19 protein-coding genes and 1 pseudogene are annotated in these 25,408 nt (G+C 73.5%); 11 read left to right on the forward strand and 9 right to left on the reverse strand.

The annotated features are described in order from the left end of the window. Positions 1 to 124: 124 nt before the first annotated feature. Together QSK26_RS15170 and QSK26_RS15175 are read right to left on the reverse strand one after the other, a co-directional pair. A pseudogene (locus QSK26_RS15170) lies at positions 125 to 2,168 on the reverse strand (SpoIIE family protein phosphatase). 194 nt (positions 2,169 to 2,362) lie between these two features. After that, the gene (locus QSK26_RS15175) at positions 2,363 to 2,932 is read right to left on the reverse strand and encodes an HhH-GPD-type base excision DNA repair protein (RefSeq protein WP_285775752.1); all 570 of its coding nucleotides are present in this window, start codon (positions 2,930 to 2,932) and stop codon (positions 2,363 to 2,365) included. Between the two features lie 98 nt (positions 2,933 to 3,030). Here QSK26_RS15175 and QSK26_RS15180 point away from each other — a divergent pair, with 98 nt between their 5' ends. From QSK26_RS15180 to QSK26_RS15215, 8 genes are all read left to right on the forward strand, one after another. Next, a complete protein-coding gene (locus QSK26_RS15180; RefSeq protein ID WP_285775753.1) occupies positions 3,031 to 3,273 on the forward strand; it encodes a hypothetical protein in 243 nt (80 codons plus the stop codon). Between the two features lie 248 nt (positions 3,274 to 3,521). After that, complete coding sequence (locus tag QSK26_RS15185) at positions 3,522 to 5,042, forward strand: hypothetical protein (protein ID WP_285775834.1); 1,521 nt, start codon at positions 3,522 to 3,524, stop codon at positions 5,040 to 5,042. Between the two features lie 30 nt (positions 5,043 to 5,072). Further along, a complete protein-coding gene (locus tag QSK26_RS15190) occupies positions 5,073 to 5,846 on the forward strand; it encodes a thioesterase family protein (RefSeq protein ID WP_285775754.1) in 774 nt (257 codons plus the stop codon). A 38-nt stretch (positions 5,847 to 5,884) separates the two neighbouring features. Next, positions 5,885 to 6,643, forward strand: coding sequence for a LamB/YcsF family protein (locus QSK26_RS15195; protein ID WP_285775755.1), 759 nt, complete (start codon positions 5,885 to 5,887; stop codon positions 6,641 to 6,643). 400 nt (positions 6,644 to 7,043) lie between these two features. After that, the gene (locus QSK26_RS15200; RefSeq protein WP_285775756.1) at positions 7,044 to 7,664 is read left to right on the forward strand and encodes a 5-oxoprolinase subunit B family protein; all 621 of its coding nucleotides are present in this window, start codon (positions 7,044 to 7,046) and stop codon (positions 7,662 to 7,664) included. Next, the gene (locus tag QSK26_RS15205; RefSeq protein ID WP_285775757.1) at positions 7,661 to 8,515 is read left to right on the forward strand and encodes a 5-oxoprolinase subunit C family protein; all 855 of its coding nucleotides are present in this window, start codon (positions 7,661 to 7,663) and stop codon (positions 8,513 to 8,515) included. The genes QSK26_RS15200 and QSK26_RS15205 overlap by 4 nt, the downstream gene beginning before the upstream one ends. A 310-nt stretch (positions 8,516 to 8,825) precedes the next feature. Then, the gene (pnuC, locus tag QSK26_RS15210; RefSeq protein ID WP_285775758.1) at positions 8,826 to 9,467 is read left to right on the forward strand and encodes a nicotinamide riboside transporter PnuC; all 642 of its coding nucleotides are present in this window, start codon (positions 8,826 to 8,828) and stop codon (positions 9,465 to 9,467) included. Continuing rightward, entirely contained in the window at positions 9,464 to 10,549 is a 1,086-nt protein-coding gene (locus tag QSK26_RS15215) for an AAA family ATPase (protein ID WP_285775759.1), read from the forward strand. Before pnuC ends, QSK26_RS15215 begins: the two co-directional genes overlap by 4 nt. Before the next feature lie 237 nt (positions 10,550 to 10,786). Here the strand turns inward: QSK26_RS15215 and QSK26_RS15220 are convergent, their stop codons facing one another. The 6 genes from QSK26_RS15220 to QSK26_RS15245 form a co-directional block, all read right to left on the reverse strand. Beyond that, positions 10,787 to 12,487: an ABC transporter family substrate-binding protein gene (locus tag QSK26_RS15220; protein WP_285775760.1), complete on the reverse strand. Its 1,701-nt coding sequence runs from the start codon at positions 12,485 to 12,487 to the stop codon at positions 10,787 to 10,789. 13 nt (positions 12,488 to 12,500) lie between these two features. Beyond that, entirely contained in the window at positions 12,501 to 14,561 is a 2,061-nt protein-coding gene (locus QSK26_RS15225) for an ABC transporter ATP-binding protein (protein ID WP_285775761.1), read from the reverse strand. Next, on the reverse strand, positions 14,558 to 15,472 hold the full coding sequence (locus QSK26_RS15230) for an ABC transporter permease (RefSeq protein ID WP_285775762.1): 915 nt from the start codon (positions 15,470 to 15,472) through the stop codon (positions 14,558 to 14,560). The genes QSK26_RS15225 and QSK26_RS15230 overlap by 4 nt, the downstream gene beginning before the upstream one ends. Before the next feature lies 1 nt (position 15,473). Continuing rightward, on the reverse strand, positions 15,474 to 16,457 hold the full coding sequence (locus QSK26_RS15235; protein WP_285775835.1) for an ABC transporter permease: 984 nt from the start codon (positions 16,455 to 16,457) through the stop codon (positions 15,474 to 15,476). Positions 16,458 to 16,642: 185 nt separating this feature from the next. Further along, a complete protein-coding gene (locus QSK26_RS15240; RefSeq protein ID WP_285775763.1) occupies positions 16,643 to 18,979 on the reverse strand; it encodes an AAA family ATPase in 2,337 nt (778 codons plus the stop codon). Positions 18,980 to 19,134: 155 nt separating this feature from the next. Next, entirely contained in the window at positions 19,135 to 21,132 is a 1,998-nt protein-coding gene (locus tag QSK26_RS15245) for a tetratricopeptide repeat protein (protein ID WP_285775764.1), read from the reverse strand. Positions 21,133 to 21,701: 569 nt separating this feature from the next. Between QSK26_RS15245 and QSK26_RS15250 the strand changes: the two genes are divergently transcribed. Together QSK26_RS15250 and QSK26_RS15255 are read left to right on the forward strand one after the other, a co-directional pair. Continuing rightward, the gene (locus QSK26_RS15250) at positions 21,702 to 23,234 is read left to right on the forward strand and encodes an MFS transporter (RefSeq protein ID WP_285775765.1); all 1,533 of its coding nucleotides are present in this window, start codon (positions 21,702 to 21,704) and stop codon (positions 23,232 to 23,234) included. Positions 23,235 to 23,301: 67 nt separating this feature from the next. Further along, a complete protein-coding gene (locus QSK26_RS15255; RefSeq protein ID WP_285775766.1) occupies positions 23,302 to 24,069 on the forward strand; it encodes a DoxX family protein in 768 nt (255 codons plus the stop codon). 16 nt (positions 24,070 to 24,085) lie between these two features. Here QSK26_RS15255 and QSK26_RS15260 read toward each other — a convergent pair whose 3' ends face one another. Then, complete coding sequence (locus QSK26_RS15260; protein WP_285775767.1) at positions 24,086 to 24,496, reverse strand: DUF2000 family protein; 411 nt, start codon at positions 24,494 to 24,496, stop codon at positions 24,086 to 24,088. Between the two features lie 69 nt (positions 24,497 to 24,565). Between QSK26_RS15260 and QSK26_RS15265 the strand changes: the two genes are divergently transcribed. After that, entirely contained in the window at positions 24,566 to 25,387 is an 822-nt protein-coding gene (locus QSK26_RS15265) for an AraC family transcriptional regulator (protein WP_285775768.1), read from the forward strand. Positions 25,388 to 25,408: the final 21 nt, after the last annotated feature.

The following is a 25,408-nucleotide window of genomic DNA, read 5'->3' on the forward strand; positions in this document are numbered from 1 at the left end:
ACACGAGGCCGCCATCCATACGCCCGCCTCCCGGCGGTTGTCCTCCACCCTAGGCCGCGTCGGAGAGTAGTGCGTACGGATGCGGCGCACTGATATCCGAAAGCAACCGTTATGACTGATTCATTCAGTCACTCTTCGTCGCGGCGGGCACGTGAATAGCCAGCACGGTAACATCATCGTCCTGCTCGTACCCGGCCAACATGCGGTCGACCAGGAAGTCGAGCAGCATGTGGGGGCTTCCCACCACTTCCGGCGGCGCCTCGGTCACAACTGAGCAAAGCTCCGCAAGCCCGGCGTCCAGCCCCCGCTTGCGGTTCTCCACCAGGCCGTCGGAGTAGAGCACGGCGGTGTGACCGGGAGGAACGCAGAACCTGAACTGGCGGCGGCTGGTCGGCCAGCCGAGCGGGGTGCCCGGCTCGCCGTCGCACAGCAGCGGGACGCCCTGCGGCGAGACCAGCAGCGGCGGCGGATGACCGGCGAGCGCGAGCGTGCCCTCACCGGTGCCGGGCTCCACCACCATGTAGGCCAGCGAGGTGACCTGCTCCTCGTCCTCGGTGGCCTCGAAGACGCGGTCGAGGCCGGTCAGCACGGCAGCGGGCGGCGGGTTGGTGAGCGCCAGCGCGCGCATCGCGTTGCGGATGCGGCCCATCCCCGCGGCGGCCTTGACGCCCTTGCCCATGACGTCGCCGACCACCGCGGCGACCCTGCTGTCCTGCAGCACGAAGGCGTCGTACCAGTCGCCGCCGACCTGGACGTGGCGGCTGCCCGAGCGGAAGCGCTGGGCCAGCACGAGGCCGCGGACCACGGGGAGGCTGTCGGGCAGCAGGCTGCGCTGCAGCGTCTCGGCGGTACGGTGCTCGCGCTCGAACAGCGTGGCCCGCTCGACCGCCAGGGCGCACTGACCGGCCAGCGCCTCCAGGAAGACCCCGTCCTCCTGGGAGATCTTCTGCGGCCGGGTGAAGGCGAACCTCAGCGCGCCGAGCGCCCGCCCGGCGGCCAGCAGCGGCAGCCCGACCCAGGCCCGCTCCTCGCTGCTGTCGAGGTAGTCGGCGATCATCTTCTCGTCGGCGCCCGCGTCGACGAGCTGGGAGGTCAGGCTGTCCGGCGACTCGGCGAAGACCGGCCGGCGGCTGTTCACCGCCATGGTCATGACGCTGGACTGGGTGAGCGGGATCTCATCGCCCGCCTCGGTCGGAATGTCCGGCATGCCGCCGTTGTTGATCAGCTTGAGCACCGCGCGGTCCGGGTCGAGCAGCGCGACCGCGGACCGGTCGGCGGCCAGCGCCGTGCGGCCGACGTCGATGATGACCTGCACCACCTGCTCGACCGTGAGGGCCTCGGCGAGGATCGCGGTGGCCCCCTGGAGCCGTGCCGTGCGCAGCGCCGCCGCGCCGAGCTGGTCGGTCAGCCGGCCGCGCATCTCCTCGGCCTCGCGCTGCGGGGTGACGTCGGTGTTCGCGCCCACCCATTCCACGACGCGGCCGTGCCGGATGATCGGCACGGCCCGCACCTCGAAGTGCCGGTAACCGCTGGCTCTGGTGCGGACGCGGTAGTTCCACTCGAACATGATCCGGCCGCGCAGCGCCTCGCGCCACGCCTCCTCGGTGTGCGGCCGGTCCTCCGGGTGCACGACCTCCAGCCAGCCGTGGGCGAGGTATTCCTCCAGGCCCTGGCCGGTGGACGAGCTGGGACTGGGCCTCGACCAGCGAGCGGTAACGCTCCTCGCTGCGGCGCAGGTCCTCCTCGGTCTGCCGGCTGTCGGTGACGTCGACGCCGACCAGCACGACGGCGCGCAGCTCGTCCTTCTCGTCGCGGACCGGCGAGAAGGACAGCGACCAGTGACGGGTCCGCCCGTCGGCCGACCGGACCCTGACCCGCTGGTCGGGTCCCTCGACCGTGCGCCCCTCGGCCACGGCGGTCTGCACGGCGCCCTCGATCAGCGCCGTCAGGTCGGCCGGCAGCGTCTCCCCCGGCGTACGGCCGGCCAGCTCGGCGGGCGTGACGCCGACGACCTCGGCGAGGACGTCGTTGACCCGCTGGAACCTGCCTTCGAGGTCGAAGAACGCGTAGGCATAGGGCGTCTGGACCAGTAGTCCGTCGAGCAGGCCGGAGTCCGAGATGTCCACACCCGACTCGCGGGGACGGGGCACGGAGGTCTCGGCGCTCATGGTCGGCACCTCCGTCGCGTGCCATGGTCTCCCACGAGGCACATCTCCAAACTCGAGAATCGGCGTAGCACAGCTCCGGGGGACCGGATCCTGCAGTACATCATCGGCGATGGGCATGCGCGGACGGAAGCCCCGGCGGCCATGCGGTCAACGCATCCTGTCAAAAACGCTTCACCACCCGCAGCAAGATCAAGCTATTTTCCCTTCGCCGCCTGCTTGGCCTCCTGCTTGGTGAGCCGGACCTTGGCCAGGCTTTCCCTGTCGACCACGTCGGCGACCGACCGGAAAACGCCTTCCTCGCCATAAGGCCCGGCCGCCTCACGCCAGCCGGGCGGCCGTACGCCGAGCTGCTTGCCCAGCAGGGCGAGGAAGATCTGCGCCTTCTGCCTGCCGAACCCGGGCAGGGCCGTGAGGCGCCCGAGCAACTCCTTGCCGTCCGCCACGTCGCGCCACAGAGCCTCCGCCGAACCGTCGTGATGTGCTACGAGATAGGCGGCCAACTGCTGGATGCGTCTGGCCATCGACGAAGGGTAGCGGTGCACGGCGGGTTTCCGGGCGAGAAGCGCGGCGAAATCCTCCGGGTCCCGGTGGGCGATCTCCTCGGCCGTCAGGTCGTGCCCCAGCCTCTCGGCGATGGTGTACGGGCCGCTGAAGGCCCACTCCATCGGGATCTGCTGATCGAGGAGCATGCCGATCAGCAGGGCGAGCGGACTGCGACCGAGCAGGTCGTCTGCCTCTGGTCGCTGCGTGAGCTGGATGCGCATGGGTTCAGCTTGGCACGGCGACCCTCGGGGGGTTGACAGCGGCGAGAGAAGATATGGAATGAGGACTAGGTCCTGTTCGCGAGGGAATGCGGCTTAACATGTCTGCACTCGCTACAAGAACCACCGACGTCACGGTCGTGCTGTGGAAGCAGGTCAGCGCGCGCCTGGCCGAGGAGTTCTCGAAGATTCCCGAAGAGGCCGTGGACCGCCGGGTGGCGGACGTCCTGGCCCGGGTCAGGCATCTCGGCGTCGCCGCCACCCCGGAGGTGGTCGAGCGCGTAGCTCGTGAGCATCTGCTCGCGCTGGTCAACTCCGAGCCCCCGTCGGGGATTCCCCGGTAACATACGGGTCACCGGGCCGCGTTCTACGCGCCCTCCGGGCCTGGAATGCGAGAAGGTTGAGCCCGTGACCGAGCGCGCCAACCAGCACGGCGGCCTTCGGATCACGCGGCCGACGCGGGAGGTCGTGTGAGCGAGCCAGCCAGCAAGCACGACGGCCTCCGGAGCTCATGGCGGGCGAGGGAGGCCGGGTGACCCGGCACCGCCGCCTGCCCTCGGACAGCCCCCCGCCCGACGACGTGTTCGCCGAGATGCTGCTGGCCGCGCGTGAGTTGCTCGCCGTCCGCAGCCCGCTCGACGCCGAGCTGATGGTCTCGGACATGATCGGCGCCTGGTGGGGCCGCCGGCTGCGCGGCGGTGACGTCGAGCAGGTGCTCGGCGAGGGTCTCGTCGACTACGCGGCCAAGGCCGGCACCCCCGCGGGGCTCACCCTGCTGATCGCGATGGCCTACCTCGGCACGGCCAGGCAGGCGGCGAAGGCCGAGGGCGCGGCGCTGGCCCTCATGGAGTCCGGCGTGGCCCGGCCGGGCTGGGCGGACCGGGTGGGCGCGGTCAAGCCCGACGGCTGCCACGTGTCCAGAGACGCCTACGGCGACCAGGACACCGTCGTGTGCACCTTCACCTACCGCGACCTCGACGGCACGACCACCAAGGAGGACCGGCACGCGCTGGTGGTCGTGGTCGACTACAACATGCGCGGCATGGCCCGGGACGCGTGGGTCTCCTCGCAGGTGGACAAGCTGCTGGAGAAGGCGGGCGCGGAGGCGGGCGGCAACCCGATGCTGCGGTTCGAGGAGATCGAGCCGACCCAGGCCAGGGCGCTGCTGGAGTCGGCGATGACGGCCACCAGGGAGGCGTGCGACCGCAACGGGCCGCCGCCGGTCAGCGAGAGTTACAGCACCTTCCACGCCTTCGCCCGGTCCCGGATCAAGGCGCTGCCACCCGGCCGCAAGCGCCCGGCCCCGCTGCACACCGAGGCGCCCTACAGCAGGGAGCGGCGGGCGATGCTGGCCGCGGAGTTCCTCGCCTCGGACGCGGCCGAGCACCTCTCCGACCCGTCGTCGGCCTCGCGGTGCGCCGACCACATCATCGACTACGGCTGCGAGCAGGACTTCGGGCGCCCGCTGCGGGTCAGCCCCACCAAGTGCGAGACGTTCCTGCTCGACTGGCTGCCGCGCAAGGTGATGCTGAGCCCGGCGGAGCAGGAGGCGATGCCGTACGCGCTGTCGGCGTGGGCGCGGTTCGCGGCCGGGCGCACGGCGCTGCCGGAGGAGGGGCTGCGCGCGACGCTGGACGCGATCTGGGAGGCGACCGCCCGGTTCCCCGAGGCTTACCGCGATCCGACGTCCTTCGGGCTGGACCGGGAGCTGGTCGAGCGGCTGCTGCCTGACGGCGACCTGTCGGCCCTCGGCCGGCGGGCGTTCGCCTTCCCCTATCTCCAGGGCACGCACGGCGACATCCTGCTCGACCGGCTCAACCCGGCCGACGAGGGTGACCGCCGGGTGCTGCTGGGCGTCGACCACGCCGCCGAGCGGCACCGCGCCGACTACGACGAGCATCTGGCCTGGCACGAGGAGATCGCCACCCGGCTATGGGAGGGCGACCCGCCGCAGCTCTGGGAGGCCGCGCAGCGCCTGCTCGACCTCGGCCACGACCGGCACGAGGTGCTGCACGTGCTCATCGAGATCGCCGAGCGGATCGGCGACCATCCCGACGAGCTCGCCGCCGCCCTCGACGACATCGCCGACATTCCTGACTCGCCACCCGCGTGACGTCCGCAGGTTTCCCTAGAATCACGTTCCATGACGGCGATGTACCTGGCCGGAGGCGGCGGCCGCTATAAGGCCACGGAATACACCCAGGGCCCGTGGGATCCGGGAACGCAGCACCTGGGGCCGGTCGCCGGGCTCCTCGTGCACGAGTTGCACCGCACCGCGCCGCGGCCGGGGCTTTCCCCGGCCCGGCTGGCGGTGGACGTCTTCGCCCCCGTGCCGGTGGCCGAGGTCCAGGTCGTCACGGATGTCGTCAGGGACGGCAAGCGGGTGCAGTGCCTGTCGGCGTCGCTCACCAGCGGCGGCCGCGAGTACGTGCGCGCCACCGCCTGGCGGATCAGGGAGGGCGACACCCCGGCCGGTCCGGTCGCCCCGCCGCCCGCGCCGGTGCCGCCCCCCGCTCCCCCGGCCCCCGACTCGTGGTTCTCCGGCGGCTTCGGGTACGGCCGGGCCACCGACTGGCGCTTCGTGGCCGGGTCGCCCGACGAGCCCGGCCCGGCGACGGCGTGGGGGCGCACCCGGGTGCCGCTGGTCGAGGGTGAGGAGCCCACCCCGCTGGAACGCGTGGCGATCCTCGCCGACAGCGGGAACGGCATCAGCGGCGCGGTGAGTTTCCACACCCACCTGTTCGTCAACGTCGACCTGGTCATCTCCCTGTTCAGGGAACCGGCCGGCGAATGGGTCGGCCTGGACTCCGCCACCACGATCGGCCCGGCCGGGCGCGGACTCACCCGCACGGTGCTGTACGACGAGACGGGCGAGATCGGCCAGGCCGCCCAGACGTTGTTCGTCGCACCCCGCTGAACCCGCGCGCGGAGTGATCACAGGCGTAAAGTGGGACCGTGAAGACGATCGACCTCAACGCCGACCTCGGTGAGGGGTTCGGCATCTGGCGTCTCGGCGACGACGACGCGCTGCTCGACATCGTCACCAGTGCCAACCTCGCGTGCGGCTTCCACGCCGGCGACCCGCTGACCATCCGGCGCACCTGCGCGGCGGCCGTCGACCGGGGAGTGCGCATCGGCGCCCAGGTCTCCTACCGTGACCTGGCCGGGTTCGGCCGCAGGGAGATGGAGGTCGATCCCGAGGAGCTGTCCTCGGAGGTGCTCTACCAGCTCGCCGCGGTCGACGGGATCGCGCGGGCGATGGGCGGCCGGGTCTCCTACGTCAAGCCGCACGGCGCGCTCTACAACCGGGTCTGCCGCGACGCCGGGCAGGCCGAGGCCGTGGTGTCCGCGGTCGCCGCCTACGACAGGAGCCTTCCGATCCTCACCCTGCCCGGCTCCGCCGTGCACGAGGTGGCCGCCCGCCAGGGGGTCGCCACGGTGACGGAGTGCTTCGCCGACCGCGCCTACACCCCGCGCGGCACGCTCGTCCCCCGCCGCGAGCCCGGCTCCGTGCTGCACGACCCCGCCGAGGTGACGGCCCGCGCGGTGACCATGGCGGTCGACCACACCGTGACCGCCTCCGACGGCTCCGCGATCCCGGTCGAGGCCCGCTCCATCTGCGTGCACGGCGACACCCCCGGCGCCGTCGGCCTGGCCCGCCGCGTCCGCGACTCCCTCACCGCCGCGGGCGTCTCCCTACGGCCTTTCACGTGACGGCCCCCTTACGTGCCGCCCCCACGACACTCCGCGCAGGAGTCCGTACGGCGGGCCGCTCACCTGCCGGGAAGGCACTCCGCCCAGGGGTTCATGCGCCGGGCTCCTCATGCACCGCGCAGGTACTCCGCGCCGGGCTTCATGCGACGGGCTCATGTGCTGGCGCTCCACGCGGGGCTTCATGCGGCGGGCTCCTCATGTACCGCGCAGGGCTTCAGACGGCGGGCTCATGTGCTGGGAAGGCGCTCCGTGCAGGGCTTCAAAGGGCGGGGTCCTCATGCACCGCGCAGGCGCTCCGCGCGGGGGGCCGTACGGCGGGTCGCTCACGGGGGTGCCGGGTGATCGGAGGACTTCGCGCGGAGGGTCGGACGTACGCCTGTGTGGTGGTCTGGAGGGATGGGTGATCCGGCAGGTGGGAGAGGCTGCGTTGCTGGTGGAGACCGGGGCGCTGGAGGTGTCCCACCGGCTTGACCGGCTGTTACGGGAGGAGCGGCCGGCCGGGGTCGCGGAGATCGTCCCCGGGCCGGAGACCGTCCTCGTGGTCGCGCCGGACGCCGACCTCGCCAAGCTGGGCACCCGGCTGACCGCGCTCCTGGACACCGCGCGGACGCCCCGGTCCGGCGTAGGCGGGGACGACGCCGGGCTGGTGACCGTCCCCGTCGTCTACGACGGGCAGGACCTCGACGACGTCGCCCGGCTGACCGGCCTGTCGCCCGGCGAGGTGGTCGCCCGGCACTGCGGCAGCGAGCTGGTCGTCGGCTGGCTGGGCTTCGCACCCGGGTTCGCCTACCTGACCGGTCTGGATCCGGCGCTCCACGTGCCCCGCCTGGACACCCCGCGCACCTTCGTGCCCGCCGGGGCGGTGGCGATCGCCGGGCCGCACGCGGCCGTCTACCCCGCCGCCTCCCCCGGCGGCTGGCGGCTCCTCGGGCACACCACACTGCCCGTGTGGGACACCCACGCCGATCCCCCGGCCGTGCTCCGTCCCGGGATGCGGGTCCGGTTCGAGGCGACCTCATGATCGAAATCCTCTCTCCAGGTGCGTACGCGACCGTGCAGGATCTCGGCCGGCCGGGTTACGCGCATCTCGGTGTGCCCCGGTCCGGGGCCGCCGACCGGCGCAGCCTCACGCTGGCCAACCGCCTCGTGGGCAATCCGGAGGGCCACGCGGCGATCGAGCTGACCTTCGGCGGCGCCCGGCTGCGGTTCCCCCGGCCCTGCTGGATCGCCGTGACCGGCGCGCCGTGTCCGCTCCAGGTGCCGCGCGGGCACGCCGGGGTGGGGATGTGCGCACCGGTCTGGATGCCGGCCGGGTCCGAGCTGGGCGTCGGCGTCCCGGCCGCCGGGCTGCGTACCTACGTCGCCGTCCGCGGGGGCGTGGACGTGGAGCCCGTGCTGTCCAGCCGGTCCACCGACTCCCTGTCCGGCCTGGGTCCCGCACCGCTGCGCGCGGGCCAGCGGCTCGCCGTCGGCCCGGTCGCCGGCCTCGGACCGATCACCGTGGACGCCGCTCCGCCCCTCTCGCTGCCACGCCAGCCGGTGCTGCGGGTGCTCCCCGGGCCGCGCGAGGACTGGTTCGCCCCGGCCGCCCTGGGCGTGCTGTGCGGCGGGCCGTACGAGGTGACCGCGGAGAGCAACCGGGTGGGCATGCGGCTCTCCGGGCCGGTCCTGCCCCGGGCCCGTACCGGGGAGCTGCCCAGCGAGGGGATGGTGCAGGGGGCGATCCAGGTGCCGCCGAGCGGCAGTCCGATCATCTTCCTGGCCGACCACCCGCCGACCGGCGGCTACCCGGTGATCGCCGTCGTCGCCGCCGCCGACCTCCCCCTGGCCGCCCAGCTCCGCCCCGGCGACCACCTCCACTTCCGGCACTGACCGCCCCGGCGGCGTCCCGACCTCCGCGCCTCGCCCGACCCACGGCCGACGGCGACCCCGTACACGCCGTCACCACCCCGGACAACCCAGCACCTCACCTCTCCCCGAACAGCCCAGCACACCCTCGCCTCCTCCCGAACCACCCAGCACGCCACCACCTCCCCCTCAACGGCCCAGCACCCTCGCCTCCCTCTGGACGGCCCAGCGCGCCGTCACCTCCCGCTGGGCGGCCCAGCGGGGTGACCTTTTTCACAAAGGACGTCAGGGCGCGCCTCTGTTATCGTCACTCTGACGATTAAGGAGGTTCTCGATGGACCTGTCCGAACTCCTCGGCCCTCTTCTCTCCCCCGCGTTCACCCTCGGCGGCGTGCCGACAAGCTGGGCCGAACTCCTCGGGTTCGTGACCGGCGTGCTGACCGTGTGGCTGGTGGTCCGCCAGCACATCTGGAACTGGCCGATCAGCGTGGCGAACGTCGTGCTCCTCGGCCTGGTCTTCCTCACCGCCGGCCTCTACGCCGACGCCGCGCTCCAGATCGTCTACGTCGTCCTGGCGCTCTACGGCTGGTGGCAGTGGCTGTACGGCGGGGCGGACCGGAGCAGGCTGACCGTCTCGCGTACCGGGCGGGGCGAGTGGGCGGCGCTGATCGTCTGCGGCGCGGCGGCGACCGCCGGGCTCACCTGGGTGCTGGCCCGGTACACCGACTCCTCGGTGCCCTTCTGGGACGCGCTGACCACGGCCCTGTCGCTGATGGCGACCTACGGGCAGAGCCGCAAGCTGCTGGAGTCGTGGTGGCTGTGGATCACCGTGGACGTCGTCTACATCCCGCTCTACGCCTACAAGGGCCTCTACCTGACCAGCGCGCTGTACGTGATCTTCCTCGCCCTGTGCGTCGCCGGGCTCGCGGCCTGGCGGCGGGATCTCGTCACCCGGCCGGAACCGGTGGCGGCATGACCTTCCGGCACGGCCTGGTGATCGGCAAGTTCTACCCGCCGCACGCCGGGCACCACTTCCTGATCGACACGGCGGCCGAGAGGTGTGACCGGGTGACCGTCGTGGTGGCCGCCTCCAGCGCGGAGACGATCCCGCTCGCGCTGCGGGCCGGGTGGCTGCGCGAGGCCCATCCGCAGCCGCACGTGACGATCGCGCCGGTGGTGGACGACGTGGACATCGACTACGCGGACCCGGAGATCTGGTCCGCCCACGTCGAGATCTTCCGGCACGCGCTGTCCCTGGCCCACGGCTCACCGGACGGGATCGACGCCGTCTTCTCCTCCGAGGACTACGGTCCCGAGCTGGCCGGGCGGTTCGGCGCGGAGCACGTCGCGGTGGACCCCGCCCGCGCCGCCCACCCGGTCAGCGGGACCGCGGTGCGCGCCGACCCGGCGGCCTGCTGGCAGCACCTCTCCCCCGCGGTCCGCGCGCACTTCGCCCGGCGGGTGGTGATCGTCGGCGCCGAGTCCAGCGGCACCACCACGCTGGCCCGCGCGCTCGCGGCCCGGCTCGCCGGGCGCGGCGGCGTGTGGGCCGCCACCCGCTGGGTCCCCGAGTACGGCCGGACGTATTGCGAGGAGAAGCTGGCCCTCGCCCGCAGGTCCGCCAAGGCCCTCGGCGAGCCGGAACCGGGGCTGGCGGATCTCACCTGGGACTCCGCGGAGTTCACCGAGATCGCGCACCGCCAGCTCGCCTGGGAGGACGCGGCGGCGCGGGTGGGCTCCCCGGTCCTGGTCTGCGACACCGACGCCTTCGCCACCTCGCTGTGGCACGAGCGCTATCTGGGTACGCTCTCGCCGCAGGTCGAGCTGATCCACGAGAGCGCCCGGCACGACCTGTGGATCCTCACCACCGTGGCGGGCGTGCCGTTCGAGCAGGACGGCTGGCGGGACGGCGAGGCGATCAGGCACGGGATGGAGCGCCGCTTCCGCGACGAGCTGGCCGCCCGCGAGATGCCGCACGCGGTGGTCTGCGGCCCGCCGGAGGAACGACTCGCCCAGGCCGAGCAGGCCGTGGCCGCCCACCTGAAAACCACGACCTGAAAACCACGACGTGAAGAACCCGACCTAAGGAACTCAGCCTGAAGACCGCAACCTGAAGACCACAACCTGAAGACCACGACCTGAAGGACCGCGACCTGAAGGCCATGGCCTGTGACACGCACCGGAAGCCGCCAGGCGAGGACCTGCGGCCCGGTCAGTGAGACGCTCATGACACCTCATTACAGGCCACCACCGACAGAACCGGAGCCGCTGCCGGCGTACCGCCGCAGGCAGGCGTCAGCGGGTGAAGCCGATGTCGGCGTACCGCAGGTCGTGGAAGCCGCGGGCGCCGACGTTCGCCAGCGACGACCTGGCCGCCACGTGCTGCGGGCGCTGGTAGAGGGGCAGCACGTTGACCTGCTTCCAGATCAGGGCGTCCGCCTCGTTGATCAGGGCGCGGGCCGCCGCCGGGTCCAGCTCGCTGCCGGCCTGCTGCAACAGCCTGTCGATCTCGGGGCTGCCGATGCGGCCGAGGTTCGCGTTCCACCGTTTGCGGCCCTGCGGTCCGGGCAGCGCGTCGGCATACTGCCCGTAGGCGCTGGAGACCGGGTACGGCGTGCCGATGTAGGCGAACGGCGCCAGGTCGTAGTTGCCGGGGATGACGTACTTGGTGAAGAAGTCGTCCGAGGGCACCGGCTGCAGGACCACCTTGACCCCGATCGGCCTGAGCATGCTCTGCACGAGCTCGCTCTCCGCCTTGCCGATCTGCCCGCCGGCCGGGAACACCATACGCAGGCTCAGCTCCTGGCCGTCCTTCATCCGCACGTCGCCCACGGTCTTCCAGCCCGCGGCGTCGAGCCGCTGCCCGGCCTTGGCGGGGTCGTACCTGCCGATCTCGCCGGAGTTGTCCTGGTAGCCGTCCTGGGTGTTCATGAAGAAGTGGTTGTTCAGCAGCTCGATCGGCCAGTCCAGGCCGTGCAGGTCGGACCGGGCGATGACCTGGCGGTCGATGCCCATCGCGACGGCCTGGCGGACCGCGGGGTCGGACAGCGCCCGGCTCTCGCCGTTCATGGTGATGTGCCGGAAGTCGGGCCCGGCCGCCTGCCGTACGACGGCGTCGGCGGCGGCCTTGGCGCGGGCGTTGTCCGGCGCGGACGCGCCGACGTCGAAGAGGTCGAGCTCACCGTTGGTGAACGCGGCGACCAGGGCGTCCCCCTCCAGGCCGCGGAAGACGATCTGGTCGAGCTTGGCCGCCTGCCCCCACCACCCGGGGTCGCGCACCAGCGTGACGGTCTTGGCCGTCCGGTCGAAGGAACCGAACCTGTACGGCCCCGCGGTGATCGGGATGCGGTTCAGCCAGCCGTCGTTGAACGACTCCGGGGTGGCGTTGGTGACCCGGGGATAGAGCGGTGAGAAGAGTCCCTGCCAGTCGGCGAAGGGCCGGGCGAAGGTGACGATCACCTCGTGGTCGGTCTCGCCCCTGACCACGCTCTGGATGTCCTGGTAACCGTTGGTCGCGGCGACCCGGTAGTCGGCGTCGTCACCGCTGAGCGCCTTCCACTGGGCTTCGTAGTCGGCCCAGGTGATCGGGGTGCCGTCGGACCACCTGGCCTTGGGGTTGAGCAGGTAGCGCACCACCTGCCTGGGCTCTGTGTGGGTGATCCTGCCGTCGAGGAGGTAGTCGGAGTTGGCCGAGATGTCGGCCCGCTCGTCGGAACGGAAGGGCGAGGGCATCAGGGCGTCGATCACCACCTTGACGTTGGCGAGGTTGCCGTCGATGTGGTTGAGGTTCCACTGGCTGGGGTATTCGTCGATGCCCCAGCGGAGCGTGCCGCCGTCCTTCACCTGGTCGCGCGGCACCGGGTTGATGTCGTACGCCCGGACCGGCCCGGCCGCCCTCTCGTCCGATCCTCCGCCGGGGCCCGCCTGACCGCATCCGGTCGAGACCAGCGTGCCGCCCACGGCGAGGGCGACGACCAAGCGCCGGATATCTCCCACTTTTCCTCCCCATTCACATGACGTCGACGCGCTCGGCGTAGTGGCAGGCGGCTCCCTGGTCTCCCCCCAGCAGCCGCACCTCCGGCTCCTCCCGCACGCAGCGGTCCCGCTCCGCCGGGCCGAGCGCGGTGAACCGGGGACACCGGGTGCGGAACCGGCAGCCCGACGGCGGCGAGGCCGGGTTGGGCAGGTCGCCCTCCAGCAGGATCCGCCGCCTGGCCCGCTCCCGCGCCGGGTCGGGCAGCGGGACGGCCGACAGCAGCGCCTGCGTGTAGGGATGCGCCGGGGCGGCGTACACCCGGTCCACCTGCCCGATCTCGGCGATCCTGCCCAGGTGCATCACGGCGACCCGGTCGGCGATGTGCCGCACCACGGCGAGGTCGTGCGCGACGAACAGATAGGACAGCCCGAGCCGTTCCTTCAGCTCGGCCAGCAGGTTGACCACGCCCGCCTGGATCGACACGTCCAGCGCCGAGACCGGCTCGTCGAGCACGACGAGCCGCGGCTCCAGGGCGAGCGCCCGCGCGATCCCGATCCGCTGCCGCTGCCCGCCGGAGAACTCCCTCGGGTAGCGGCCGGCGTGCTCCGCCTCCAGCCCGACCAGGCCGAGCAGCTCACGCACCCGCGGCCCCGGCGGCCTGCCGTGCGCGCGCAGCGGCTCGGCGAGGATGTCGTGGACCGTCATCCGCGGGTCGAGCGCGGCCAGCGGGTCCTGGAAGACCACCTGGAGGTCGCGCCGGATCGCCGTCCGGTCGCCGGCCCGCAGCCGCGCGGTGTCCCTGCCGAGGACGGCGATGGTGCCCCGCTGGGGGGCGGCGAGTTCGAGGATCTGCATCAGCGTCGTCGTCTTGCCGCAGCCGGACTCGCCGACCAGGCCGAGCGTCTCGCCCTCGCGCACGTCGAAGGTGACGCCGTCCACCGCGCGCACGGTGCCGACCCTGCGCCGCAGCACCGCCCCTCTGACCAGCGGATGATGCTTGACCAGCCCGTCGACCCGCAACACCACCGCACGCTCCGGCCGCCCGTCCGCCCGTCCGGCCGCCGTACCGGGATCCGCCCCAGCCGCCTCAGCCGCCTCAGCGGGGTCCGCGACGGGGTCCGCAACGGGCTCGGCGGCGCGGACGCACGCCGCCGCCTGCCCCGGCCCGCCCGCCGCCACGAGCGGCGGCTCGGCCTCGCGGCACTCCGGGAGCGCCGCCGGGCAGCGCGGCTCGAACGGGCAGCCCGGCGGCAGCGCGCCCGGCGAGGGCGGCGTCCCGTCGATGGGCGCCAGCCGCGCCCGCCCCCCGTCGAGCCTCGGCACCGACCCGAGCAACCCCCGCGTGTACGGCATGCGCGCCCGGTGGTAGACGTCGTCCACCCGGCCGGCCTCCACGACCCGCCCCGCGTACATCACGAGGACCCGGTCGGCGAGCCCGGCGACCACCCCGAGATCGTGCGTGATCATGACGATCGCCGCGCCGGTCTCCCGCTGGGCGGTCCGCAGCACCTCCAGCACCTGGGCCTGGACCGTCACGTCCAGCGCGGTGGTCGGCTCGTCGCAGATGATGACGTCGGGGTCGTTGGCGACGGCCATCGCGATCATCACACGCTGCCGCATGCCGCCGGAGAACTCGTGCGGGAAGGCGAGGGCCCGCTGCCGGGGGCTGGGGATGCCGACCAGGTCGAGCAGTTCGACCGCGCGGCGCTCCGCCTCCTTGGCGCCGATCCGCCGGTGCGCCCGGATCGCCTCGGCGATCTGGTCGCCCACCCGGTAGACCGGGGTGAGCGCGGACAGCGGGTCCTGGAAGACCATCGAGATCGTCCTGCCGCGCACGGCGGTGAGCCGTCGCTCCGGCGCGCCGGCGAGCTCCTCGCCGTGCAGCCGCACGGACCCGGTCATCGTGGCGCGCGGCGGCAGCAGGCCCATCACGGCCAGCGCGGTCACCGACTTGCCCGACCCGGACTCGCCGACGATGCCCAGCACCTCGCCGGGCGCGACCGCGTAGTCCACGCCGCGCACGACGGGCACCGGGCCGCCGGCGCCGGGGAAGGTCACGGTGAGGCCGGCGACCTCCAGCACGGGAGGGGTCACCGCGACCTCCCCGACTCGGGATCGCAGGCGTCGCGCAGGGCGTCGCCGGCCAGGTTGACCGCCAGCACGATGACGACGAGCAGCCCGGCGGCGAACCAGAAGGTCCACGGCGCGTAGACGGCGGTCGGCGAGCCGTCGGCGATCAGCGTGCCGAGCGAGACGTCGGGCGGCTGGATGCCGAACCCGAAGTAGGACAGGCTGGTCTCGGTGAGGATCGCGGCGCTGACGTTGAGCGTGGCGTCCACCACGAGCAGGGACGACATGTTCGGGATGATGTGCCGGAAGATGATCCGGGCCGGCGAGACCCCCATGAACCGGGCCGCCTGTACGAACTCCCGCTCCTTGAGCGAGACCGTGATCCCGCGCACGATCTTCGAGGTGACCATCCACAGGAAGAGTGCCAGCACGGCCACGAACAGCGGCCACTGGCCGCCGGAGAACATCGGCGACATGATCGCCAGGATGAGGAAGGCCGGCAGCACGAGCAGCAGGTCGGTGACCCAGGTCAGCGCCCGGTCGGTCCAGCCGAGGAAATAGCCGGCGAAGGCGCCGACGACGGCGGCCAGCGCGGTGGACAGCAGCGCGGCGAGCAGCCCGACGACCAGCGACCTGCGCATCCCGCGCAGGGTGACGGCGTAGACGTCGGCGCCGGTCTGCAGGGTGCCGAACCAGTGGTCCGCCGAGGGCGGGCTGAGGAAGGCCAGGAAGTCCTTGTCGGTGTAGGACCAGCGGCTGAGCGCCGGCCCCGCGAAGGCGAGCGCGAACAGCAGCGCCAGCAGCGCGAACCCGGCCCGGCCCTGCCAGGAGGCGAAGAACCGCCCGGCCACCACCCGGCCCCTGGACGGCGGGCCGGCGTCCTGGTCGGCGGCGGACGGGGCGGCCCCGGCCGGTCGTTCGGCCGACGTGACCATGTCAGCTCACCCGGACTCTCGGGTCCAAAGCCGCGTGCAGCACGTCGGCGGCCAGCGAGGCGACGAGCACGGCGCAGGCGGCGAAGCAGCTGATCGCGGCCACGGTGTGCACGTCGTTGGTGAAGATCGAGTCGATCAGCCGCTCGCCCAGGCCGTGCCAGCCGAAGATCTTCTCGGTGAAGGTGGCGCCGACCAGCAGGGCGCCGAAGGAGAAGGCGAAGTAGGTGGCGGCCGGGATGAGCGCCGTACGCAGGGCGTGCCGGACCAGGGCGGCGCGCCTGCTCAGCCCCTTGGCCATCGCGGTGCGCACGAAGTCGGCCCCGAGCACGTCGAGCATCATGTTGCGCTGGTAGCGGCTGTAGATCGCGGCGAGTCCCAGGGACAGCGTGAACGTGGGCAGCGCGAGGTGCTGGACGCGGTCGGCCAGGTGGGCGGCGAACCCGCCCCGCAGGCCGGGCGTGGCCTCGCCGCTGACCAGCAGGATCCTGGCCCCGGCCAGGTCGTTGAGCCAGGTCGCCGCGATGATCGACATGTTGGCGAGCACGACGACGGGCACCGCGAGCACGACGAAGGACAGCCCGGTGGTGAGCCGGTCGAACACGCCGTACTGCCGGACCGCCGCGTAGGCGCCGGCCAGCACCCCGGCGGCGCTGCCGGCCAGCAGCCCGGTGAGCACCAGGCGGAGCGTCACCCCGGCCCGCCGCGCGAGGTCGTCGAGCACCGGCTCGCCGGTCACGCTCGGCCCGAAGTCGCCGCGCAGGACGCCGCCCGCCCAGGCGAGATAGCGCTCGAAGAGCGGCGTCTTGTCGTTGAGGCCCAGCTCGTCGAGCCGCGCGTCGACGACCGCCTCGGGCGGGCGCGGGCTGCGGTCCTGGTAGTTGGACCTCGGGTCGAAGGCGATCGCGGCCAGCATGTAGGCGAGGCTGGTGGCGACGGCGACGAGCACGACGTGGTTGATCAGCCTGCGCAGCAGGAACCCGGCCATCGCCCCACTTTCTTCGCACACGGTATGCGCCGACGATGTTACCGATTGTAGTCATGCCAGGTCGCGTGGCCGCCGAATCGCCGAGGTGTCCCCGATCTCTTCCGGCGGCCCGGCGGCCGGCCGTCGCCCAGCGGCCGACCGGGGTTGCCGGCGGCCGGCCGTTGCCCAGCGGCCGGCCGGGGTCACTAGCGGTCGGCCAGCTCGTCCACGGCGGCGCGGACGTCCTCGCTGGTGATCGTGGTCAGCTCGTGCTCGCTGGCCGGACCGGCGCCGGCGGCCAGCCGTACGTCCCTGCGCATGGCGGCGCGCTCGAACAGGGAGCGGGCGAACCGGCCGTTGCCCAGCTCGTCGATGAGCCGCTCGCCGCACACCCAGGTGAAGACCTCGTCCAGGTCGCGCAGCGCGGCCTCGTCGAAGCGGTCGCCCGCCTTCTCGGCGAGCAGCGCGGCGATGGCGGCCAGTTCGGCCGGGGTGTAGGAGGGGAAGGTCACCCGCTGGTTGAACCTGCTGGCGAGGCCCGGGTTGGTGGCGAGGAAGCGGTCCGTCTCCTCCGCGTACCCGGCCAGCACGATGACGAGCCGGTCGCGGTCGTCCTCCGCCCGCTTGAGCAGGGTCTGCACCGCCTCCGCGCCGAACGCGTCGCCGCCCGTGTAGCCGGTGTTGAACAGGCTGTACGCCTCGTCGATGAACAGCACGCCGCCGAGCGCCCGGTCGACCAGCTCGTTGGTCTTGATCGCGGTCGCGCCGAGGTGCTGGCCCACCAGGTCGGCCCGCTGCGCCTCCACCACGTCGGGCCGGGCGAGCAGGCCGAGCGCGGCGAAGACGCGGCCGAGGATGCGGGCCACGGTGGTCTTGCCCGTGCCGGGCGGCCCGACGAAGACGAAGTGCCGCATCTGCGGCGGGGTGGGCAGGCCGCGCTCCTGGCGCATCCGGGCGACCCTGAGCTGCGCGGTGATCGCGTGCACCTGCCGCTTGACGGGTTCCAGGCCGGCCATCCTGTCCAGGTCGGCGAGCGCGTCCTCCAGGGTGGGGGTGGCCTGGTAGCCGCGGAAGCGGGCGGTGAGCTCGTCGAACGCCTTGGTGAGGTCGGCGGCGGTGGTGGTCACGAGGTCCTCGGTGGTGGGCGAGCCGCCCGCGCCGACGACCCGTACGTCGCGGGCCTGCGCGGCCGCCTCGACCACGCTGCGGGCGAACCGCGCGTTGCCCAGCTCGTCGACGAGGCCGCGCCGGTGCACGTCGTCGAACAGGCCGAGGAGGACCGGCCGGGCGTCGGGCGCCATCCGGTCGCCGCGTCCGTGCTGGAGCAGGCCGGTGATGCTCAGCAGCTCCTCGGCGGAGTAGGAGGGGAAGTTGACCCTGGTGGAGAAGCGCGAGGACAGCCCCGGGTTGGACCCGAGGAAGGCGCCCATCTCCTTCTCGTAGCCGGCCAGGATGATGATCAGCCGGTCGCGGTCGTCCTCCGCCCGCTTGAGCAGGGTCTGCACCGCCTCCGCGCCGAACCGGTCGGCCTGGCCGTCCCCGGTGTTCATCAGGCTGTACGCCTCGTCGATGAACAGCACGCCGCCGAGCGCCCGGTCGATCAGCTCATTGGTCTTGATCGCGGTGGCGCCGAGGTATTCGCCCACCAGGTCGGCCCGCTGCGCCTCGACGACGTAGGGGGTCTCCAGCAGGCCGAACGCGTAGAAGATCTTGGCCACGGTGCGGGCCACGCTGGTCTTGCCGGTGCCGGGCGGGCCGGCGAAGACGAAGTGCCGCATGGGCCGGCCGGTCGAGTAGCCGGCCTCGGCGCGCAGCCTGGACGCCTCGATGGAGGCGGCTATGGAGCGCATCTGCTCCTTGACCGGGGTCAGGCCGATCATGTTCTCCAGCTCGCCGAGCGCGTCCTCCACCGAGATGGGCGGGGGCGCGGCCTTCTCGGCGGGCTGGGCGGGAGCGCCGCCGTCCCTGGCCCGGACCCTGACCTGCCGTTCCTGGGCGGTCAGCGCGGCCCGGACCCGGCGCGCCTGGACGAACCGGTACACCAGCACCGCGCCCGCCGCGGCGTAGGCCACCCAGATCGCGGCGAGGGGCGCGAACAGCGCGACCACGGCGGACAGCACCCCGGCGGGGACCAGCGCGGCCAGCGTGGTCAGCCAGGGCGGCAGCCAGCGGATCAGGTGGGCGGCCCCGGCGGTGAGCAGGCCGAGCAGGATGAGCAGGGTCGGGCCCGCCGACTGCTGGCCGTACAGGCGGCTGGAGAGCAGCACCGCGGCCAGCCAGCCGAGCACCACGAGCGCGGTGGCCGCGGCCCGCGGGAACCGCAGGGTGAGCGCGAGGAACGCGAGCAGCGCCAGGGTGAGGAAGAACGTCGTGGACACGTCGCCGCCGGTGGTGGCCGCGACGCCGACGGAGGCGACCAGGATCGCCGCATATCCGAATCTGCGCACATTTGGTGATAAGCGGTAATAGCGCTGCCTCACCTGTTCGAACAGATCCCTAGCCGTAGCGCGCCCCGCCGGCCGGGCCCTGTCGGAGTCCCGCATCACGCCTCCCCGGTCCGCCCCCGGTTATACCGCAACCGAGCCTCGTTTGGGTGTCTGTGCCCTCTCGGCGTTTCGGCGTGGCGTCCCGGCGACGTTCGGCGACAGAGATGTCACCCGCCGGCTAGCAATACGGGGAAAACCGGGGTACCGGGGTCTCAGCGGCGCCTGGCCTGGTGGCGGCCGGGATACTCGCCGATCACCACCTGTTTCGGGGTCACCCGCAGCACCTCCGCCTCCGGGTCGCCGAGCGCGACCCCGCGCACCTCCGCCCAGAACCGCCGCCCGATGGGATCGGCGACGAACACCGCCACCTTGGGGTCGCGCTCGGCGGCCTGCCACGCCTCGTCCGCGGCGATCAGGCGCAGTTCCCCCGCCGGGCCGATCGAGGTGACCGCGCCGACGGCGAGCGCCCGCGGCCCGCCGGCGTCCGCGTAGGCGAGCACGACGCCGCGGGAGGAGGTGAACGCCCGGCGCACCGCCTCGCTCAGGCCGACCGACGGGCGCACGTCCCCCGGGGGACGCGACCCGCGGCCCTCGCACATGAGCAGGGAGGCCCGCCACGGTCCCGGGGCGCCGCGCCACCAGGCCCGCGCGGCCCGCGCGGCGAAGACGACGACCGCGCACGCCAGCGCGCCCAGCCCGGCCCGCCAGCCCCACGCGGCCACCGCCGGGGCGGACGGGCCGGCCGCGTCCCGCAGCGCCTGCTCCGCGCCGGTCAGGGCGAGCGCGGCCGAGGCCAGCAGGAGCGACAGCACGGCCGCCACGAGCGGGCGGTCCTGCGCCGGCACCTCGCGCAGGTGCGCGGCAAGCCGCCCGCGCCGCGCCACCCGCCACAACGCGAGCGGTACAGCGGGCGCGGCCAGCGCGAGCACCGGACCGGCCACCGGCGCGACCACCGCCACCAGGGCGAGCACCGACCAGGCGCGCACGACGACGATCCACAGGGCGACGTTCGCGTCCCGGCGGGCCGTGCGCTCGGGGAAGGCGGCTGCGAACTGCGCGAGCGCCGGCACCGGACGGCCCCGCCACGCCTCGACCAGCACCCGCAGGAAGGCGACGGCCAGCCCGTTGAACACCACGAGACCGGACGTCCCCGCCCACACCACCCCCGCGGCCCCGCCGTGCCACAGGGCGGCCCCGCCGTCGGGGGACCGGCCGGGCAACGTCAGCACGGCGGCGGCGTAGCCGACCACGACCAGCGGGGTGAGGCAGGCGGCGACGCTCAGCCACAGGTCGCGGCCGAGGATCTGCGGGACGTAGGACCAGATGCGCACCCTGCGGGCCTGGCGGACCGTCGGCGGGACCGCCAGGAGGAGGAGCACGGCGCCGGCGAGCTGGGCGTGCGTGCGCGACTCCACGCCGAAGGCGAGCGCCGTCACCGCGGCGAGCGCCAGCGCGAGCAGCACCCGCACCTGGCGGGACCACACCTCGATCGCCCGCCTGGCCCGGCCGGTCTCCCGCGGGTCCACCGCCCAGGCGGGGTCGTGGTGGGCCCGCGGGCGTTCCCAGCGCAGCAGCGTCAGGCCCAGGTTGACCCGGGCCGCCGGATGGTCGGGGGCGCCGCGCAGCGCGGCCCGGTAGGCGTGCCCGGCCCGGTCGTGGTCGCCCCTGGTCAGCGCGAGATCCCCGGCGAGCACGTGCGCGTCAGGCTCCTCGGGGGCGAACCACACCGCCTTGGCCGCCTGGGTCCACGACTCGCGCCAGCGGCCGGGCAGCCGGCGCAACGCCGTTCCCAGGCGCAGCCGCGCGGCCCAGGAACCCGGCGCGAGCCGTACGGCGTGCTCGGCGGAGGAGACGGCCTCCCCGTCCCTGCCGAGGCGCTCCTGCGCGAGGCTGGCCACCCGGTGCGCCCATTCCAGGCGCGGATCGAGCGCCAGGGCGCGGCGCGCCGCGGCGAGCGCGGCCTCCGGCTGGTCGGCGTCGAGCAGGGCCACCGCGGTGACGCACCAGCCGTGCGGGCTGCCCGGGTCCGCGGGCTCCGCCGCCGCGCCGCCCCGCCCGCCCGACCCCTCAGGCCCGCGCCCGTCCGCCCCCCTCACCAGCACCCCGGCCACCCGAAAGCCACCCACGCACTCCGGCACCCGGAAACCGCCCACGCACTCCGGCACGCGGAAACCGCCCATGCGCTCCGGCGCCCGGGAGCCGGATGACACGAAGACCAAGGAACCGCCCGCCCGGCCACCCGCCCTCGGACACGCCCGGTGACCGCCCACGGGTGGCGAGCGCTCCCACCGACCGCCCACCGGCCGCGGACGCTCCCGGTGAGCGCCCATGGGCCGCGGCCACTTCCGTTGACCGCCCACCGGCCACGGGCGCTCCCAGTGGGTGTCCAGCTTCCGGTGGGTGTCCATGGGCCGCGGGGGCGCCTGAGGTCCGTCCGCGGGGTCCGCCGGTCACGAGCCTGCCCGGGGGCCGACCGCACACCCCGCCGGCCGCAAGCCGGTCTCGCCCTCCTCCGGGGCCACGCGCAGTCCCTGTCCACGATCGCCATGGTCCGTGCGAGATCACAAATTGGCTAGATCCCGGACACATGTGTATCTCTCTAGAGAGGTCGTCACCATTTGATTACACTTTGCACACGGCACCGCAGGCCAGACGACCGGCACCAAATGGGACGAACGGATCATGCGATGCCGGCCCGCCGAGGGCTGCGCATGGCCTAAGCTGCCTCGCATGTCCGTACCGGCCGAGTCCCCTTGAACGGCCTATGACCTCAGGAAACGTGGCCGAAGCCAGACGACCCGAGACGGCCGTGGCACCCCGCCAGGCCGACCGGTGGCCGATCCTGGCGCTGCTGTGCTTCAGCCTGCTGATGATCGCGGTCGACGCGACCGTGCTGCACATCGCCGTGCCCGCGCTCACCGCCGCGCTGGAACCCAGCGCGGTGCAGCTCCTGTGGATCATCGACGTCTACTCGCTGGTGGTCGCGCCGCTGCTGGTGACCTTCGGCACGCTCGGCGACCGGTACGGCAGGCGCCGCATCGTGCTCGCCGGGTACGTCGTCTTCGGCGTCGCCTCGGCCGCGGCGGCGCTGTCCGGCAGCGCGGCGGCGCTGATCGGGGCCCGCGCGCTGCTCGGCGTGGGCGGTGCGATGATCATGCCGGCCACGTTGTCCATCATCCGCGAGGTGTTCACCGACCGGCGGGAGCGGGCCATAGCGCTCGGCGTGTGGAGCGCCGTGGCCGCCGCGGGCGCGGCCGTCGGCCCGCTGATCGGCGCGGTGCTCGTGGAACACGCCTGGTGGGGCGCCGTCTTCCTGATCAACGTGCCGATCGTGCTGGTGCTGCTGCCGCTCGCCGCCCGGCTGCTGCCCGACTCGCGGGCGGGGGTCAGGCAGCCGTGGGACGCGGTCAGCGCCGTGCTGTCCACGCTGGGCATCCTCGCCCTGGCCTTCGGGCTGAAGGAGACCGGGACCGGTCACGCCTCCGGTGCACCGATCCTGCTGACCGGGGCGGCGCTGCTGGTGTGGTTCGTGCGCAGGCAGCGGCGGCTGGCGTTCCCGCTGATCGACGTCGGGCTGTTCCGGCGGCGCGCGTTCACGACCGGCGTGGCCAGCGTGATGCTCGCCGTCTTCGCCCTGGTCGGGTTGCAGCTCATGCTCGCGCAGTACCTCCAGCTCGTGCTGGGCGACAGTCCGCTGGTGGCCGCCGTGCGGATGCTGCCGCTGATGATCGCCGCGATCACCGGCGGGCTCACCGCAGCCTGCGTGCTGCGCCGCGCCGGCCTGCGCGCCACGATGAGCGGCGGCCTCGCCCTCACCGCCCTGGCCCTGGTGCCGACGCTGACCTGGGGGACCGAGCACCACACGGTGATGCTGACGATCTGCTTCGCGGGCATCGGCTTCGGCGTGGAGGTGGCCCTGCTGGCCGCGTCCGACACGATCATGGCCTCGGCGCCCGCGTCGCAGGCGGGCGCCGCCGCGGCGATCGAGGAGACCGCCTACGAGCTCGGCGCCGGGCTGGGCATCGCCGTGCTCGGCACCGTCACCACGGTCGTCTACGCGCCCGCCCTGGCCGCCGTGCGCGGCGTGCCGCCGCCGGTCATGCACCAGGCCCGCCAGTCGCTGGCCGCCGCGGCGGACGAGGCGCGGCGGCTCGGCGGGCGGCCGGGGGTGGAGCTGCTGGCGCGGGCGCGGGAGGCGTTCATCACCGCCCTGCACTCCACCGTGCTGGTCAGCATCGTTCTACTGGCGCTGACCGCGCTGGCGGCCGCCCTGCTGGTCCCGCGCCGCCCACCGGAGGATGACCCCTCGTAACGTTTGGAGCCGCTCCTACCGGTCAGACGCCTATGAGCAACCGGACCTACCCATCAGAATGAGTGACGTGCGACAAACCCTCCGCGATCTCGCCGCGCTCGCCGCCCGAATCGGCGTGGGCGGGATCTTCTTCGCCAACGGCTGGTTCAAGCTGGAGGCCGGGCTGAACGACACCGGAGACCTGTTCGCCCAGCTCGGCGCGCCGGCTCCGGACGTGTGGGCCGGGGTCACCATGCTGGGCGAGCTGATCGGCGGCGCCCTGCTGGTGGCGGGGCTCGCCGTGTCCGTCTGCGGGCTGCTGCTCTTCGCCGAGGCGCTGGCCGTCTTCGTCGTCGCCAGCGGCGACCCCGCCCTCCCGGTCACCTGGGGCGACGTCAACCTGATCGTCGCGCTCGGCGCGGCCGCGATCCTGCTCGCCGTCGTCGGGGCAGGCCGCATCTCGGTGGACCACCTGGTGGTCATCAGGCGGCGGGCCGCGGAGGCGGAGGCCGACTTCGCCGCCGACGACGACGCCGACCGGGTGATCTCCTCCCTGCGCGACCCCACGGCCGCCCCCGAGACCCCGCCCGGCTCTCCCGGCACCGCGCGCGCCGAGCCGACCGCCCCGCTGCGCCCGCCCGCGGAGGAGCGCCGCAGGCCCTACGACTCCGCCGAGCCCGCAGACGCCCCCGTCTCCGCCGAGCCCGTGGACGCCCCCGTCTCCGCAGCGCAGGACGGCAAGGACGCCAAGGACCGGAAGCCGTCCATGCGGCAGGACTCCCCCGCGCTCCCGGCCGAGCACGGCGACATCCTGGTCGCCGGCCACGACCTCCGCGACGGCGACCAGTCGCGGTGACCCCCGCGGTGACCCGTCACGGGTGCAGGGAAAGGCCCTTGAGCACCTTGTCCACGGCGTTACGCGGCCCGTGCACGGCGATGCCGGTCAGGCGCAGGTCGGCCACGGCCACCGCTTTCACGGCGGCGCGGTTGTCGTCGTCGTTGCCGGTCTTGAACAGGTCCTCGGTGTAGAGGGCGAGGTCCAGGCCGCGGGCGAGCGCCCGGCCGTGCGCCTGGCCGAGGGCGGCGGCGTCGGCGGCGTAGACGAGGACGGGCTGGCGGAACATCGGCAGGTAGGCGTTGCCGGAGGCGTCGCCGTACGGCTCGCCGACCAGGCCGGGGACGCCGCCCGCGACCGCGCTCGCCAGGAACGCGGTGACGTTCAGCTTCTGCCAGGTGGCGAGATCCTCTCGCACGACGATGCCGATCTTGGTGTCGAAACGCATGCCGCCCACCCTGCCCGCGGCGGCCCGCCGGTGTCTTGAACGCTGGTGCGGCCAGGCACAATGGCGGGGATGGCTGGTGACTGGTCCCGCTACTGGCGGTCCGCGGAGCGCCCGGTGGAGGCGATGCACGCCCACTTCGAGCGGCACGTCTACCACCGGCACAGCCATGAGACCTACTCCTTCGGCGTCACCGACACCGGCGTCCAGGCGTTCAGCTGCCGGGGCGCGAGCCACGCCAGCACGGCCGGGATGGTGATCGCGTTCAACCCGGACGAGCCGCACGACGGTCACCCGGGCGACGAGCTGGGGTTCACCTACCGGATCGTGCACCTCGGCGCGGAGCTGGTGACCGGGGTGCTCGACGGGGCGGCCGGCGGGCGGGCCGGAGCGCCGCTGTTCGCCGAGCCGGTGCTGCGTGACCCCGTGCTGGCCGCCGGGCTGCGGCGGCTGCACACGGCGCTGCTCGGGCCGGCTCCCGCGCTGGTCCGTGACGAGGTGCTGGACGGCGTGGTGCTGGCGATGGCCGGCCGGGCGGCCACCCGCGGGCCGCGTACCGCGCCGGCGCCCGCCGGGGCGCGGTGGATCGCGGCGCGGGTCCGCGAACTGCTCGACGCGCGTTTCCCCGCCGATCTCGACGCGGAGGCCCTCGCCGCCGCGGCGGGGGTCAGCCGCTTCGCCGTCTACCGGGCGTTCCGCGCGGTGCACGGCATGACGCCCGGCGACTACCAGCGGCAGCTCCGGCTGCGCGACGCGCGCGGGCGGCTGGCCGGGGGCGCGCCGATCGCGGAGGCCGCCGCGCTGGCCGGGTTCGCCGACCAGAGCCACCTGACCCGCTGGTTCGTCCGCGCCTACGGCGTCACCCCCGGCGCCTTCCGCGCCGCCGCCGGCTGACCACCCACCGGCGCGCCGCCC

It is taken from the genome of Microtetraspora sp. NBRC 13810 (assembly GCF_030268685.1).
GTDB lineage: Bacteria > Actinomycetota > Actinomycetes > Streptosporangiales > Streptosporangiaceae > BSRQ01.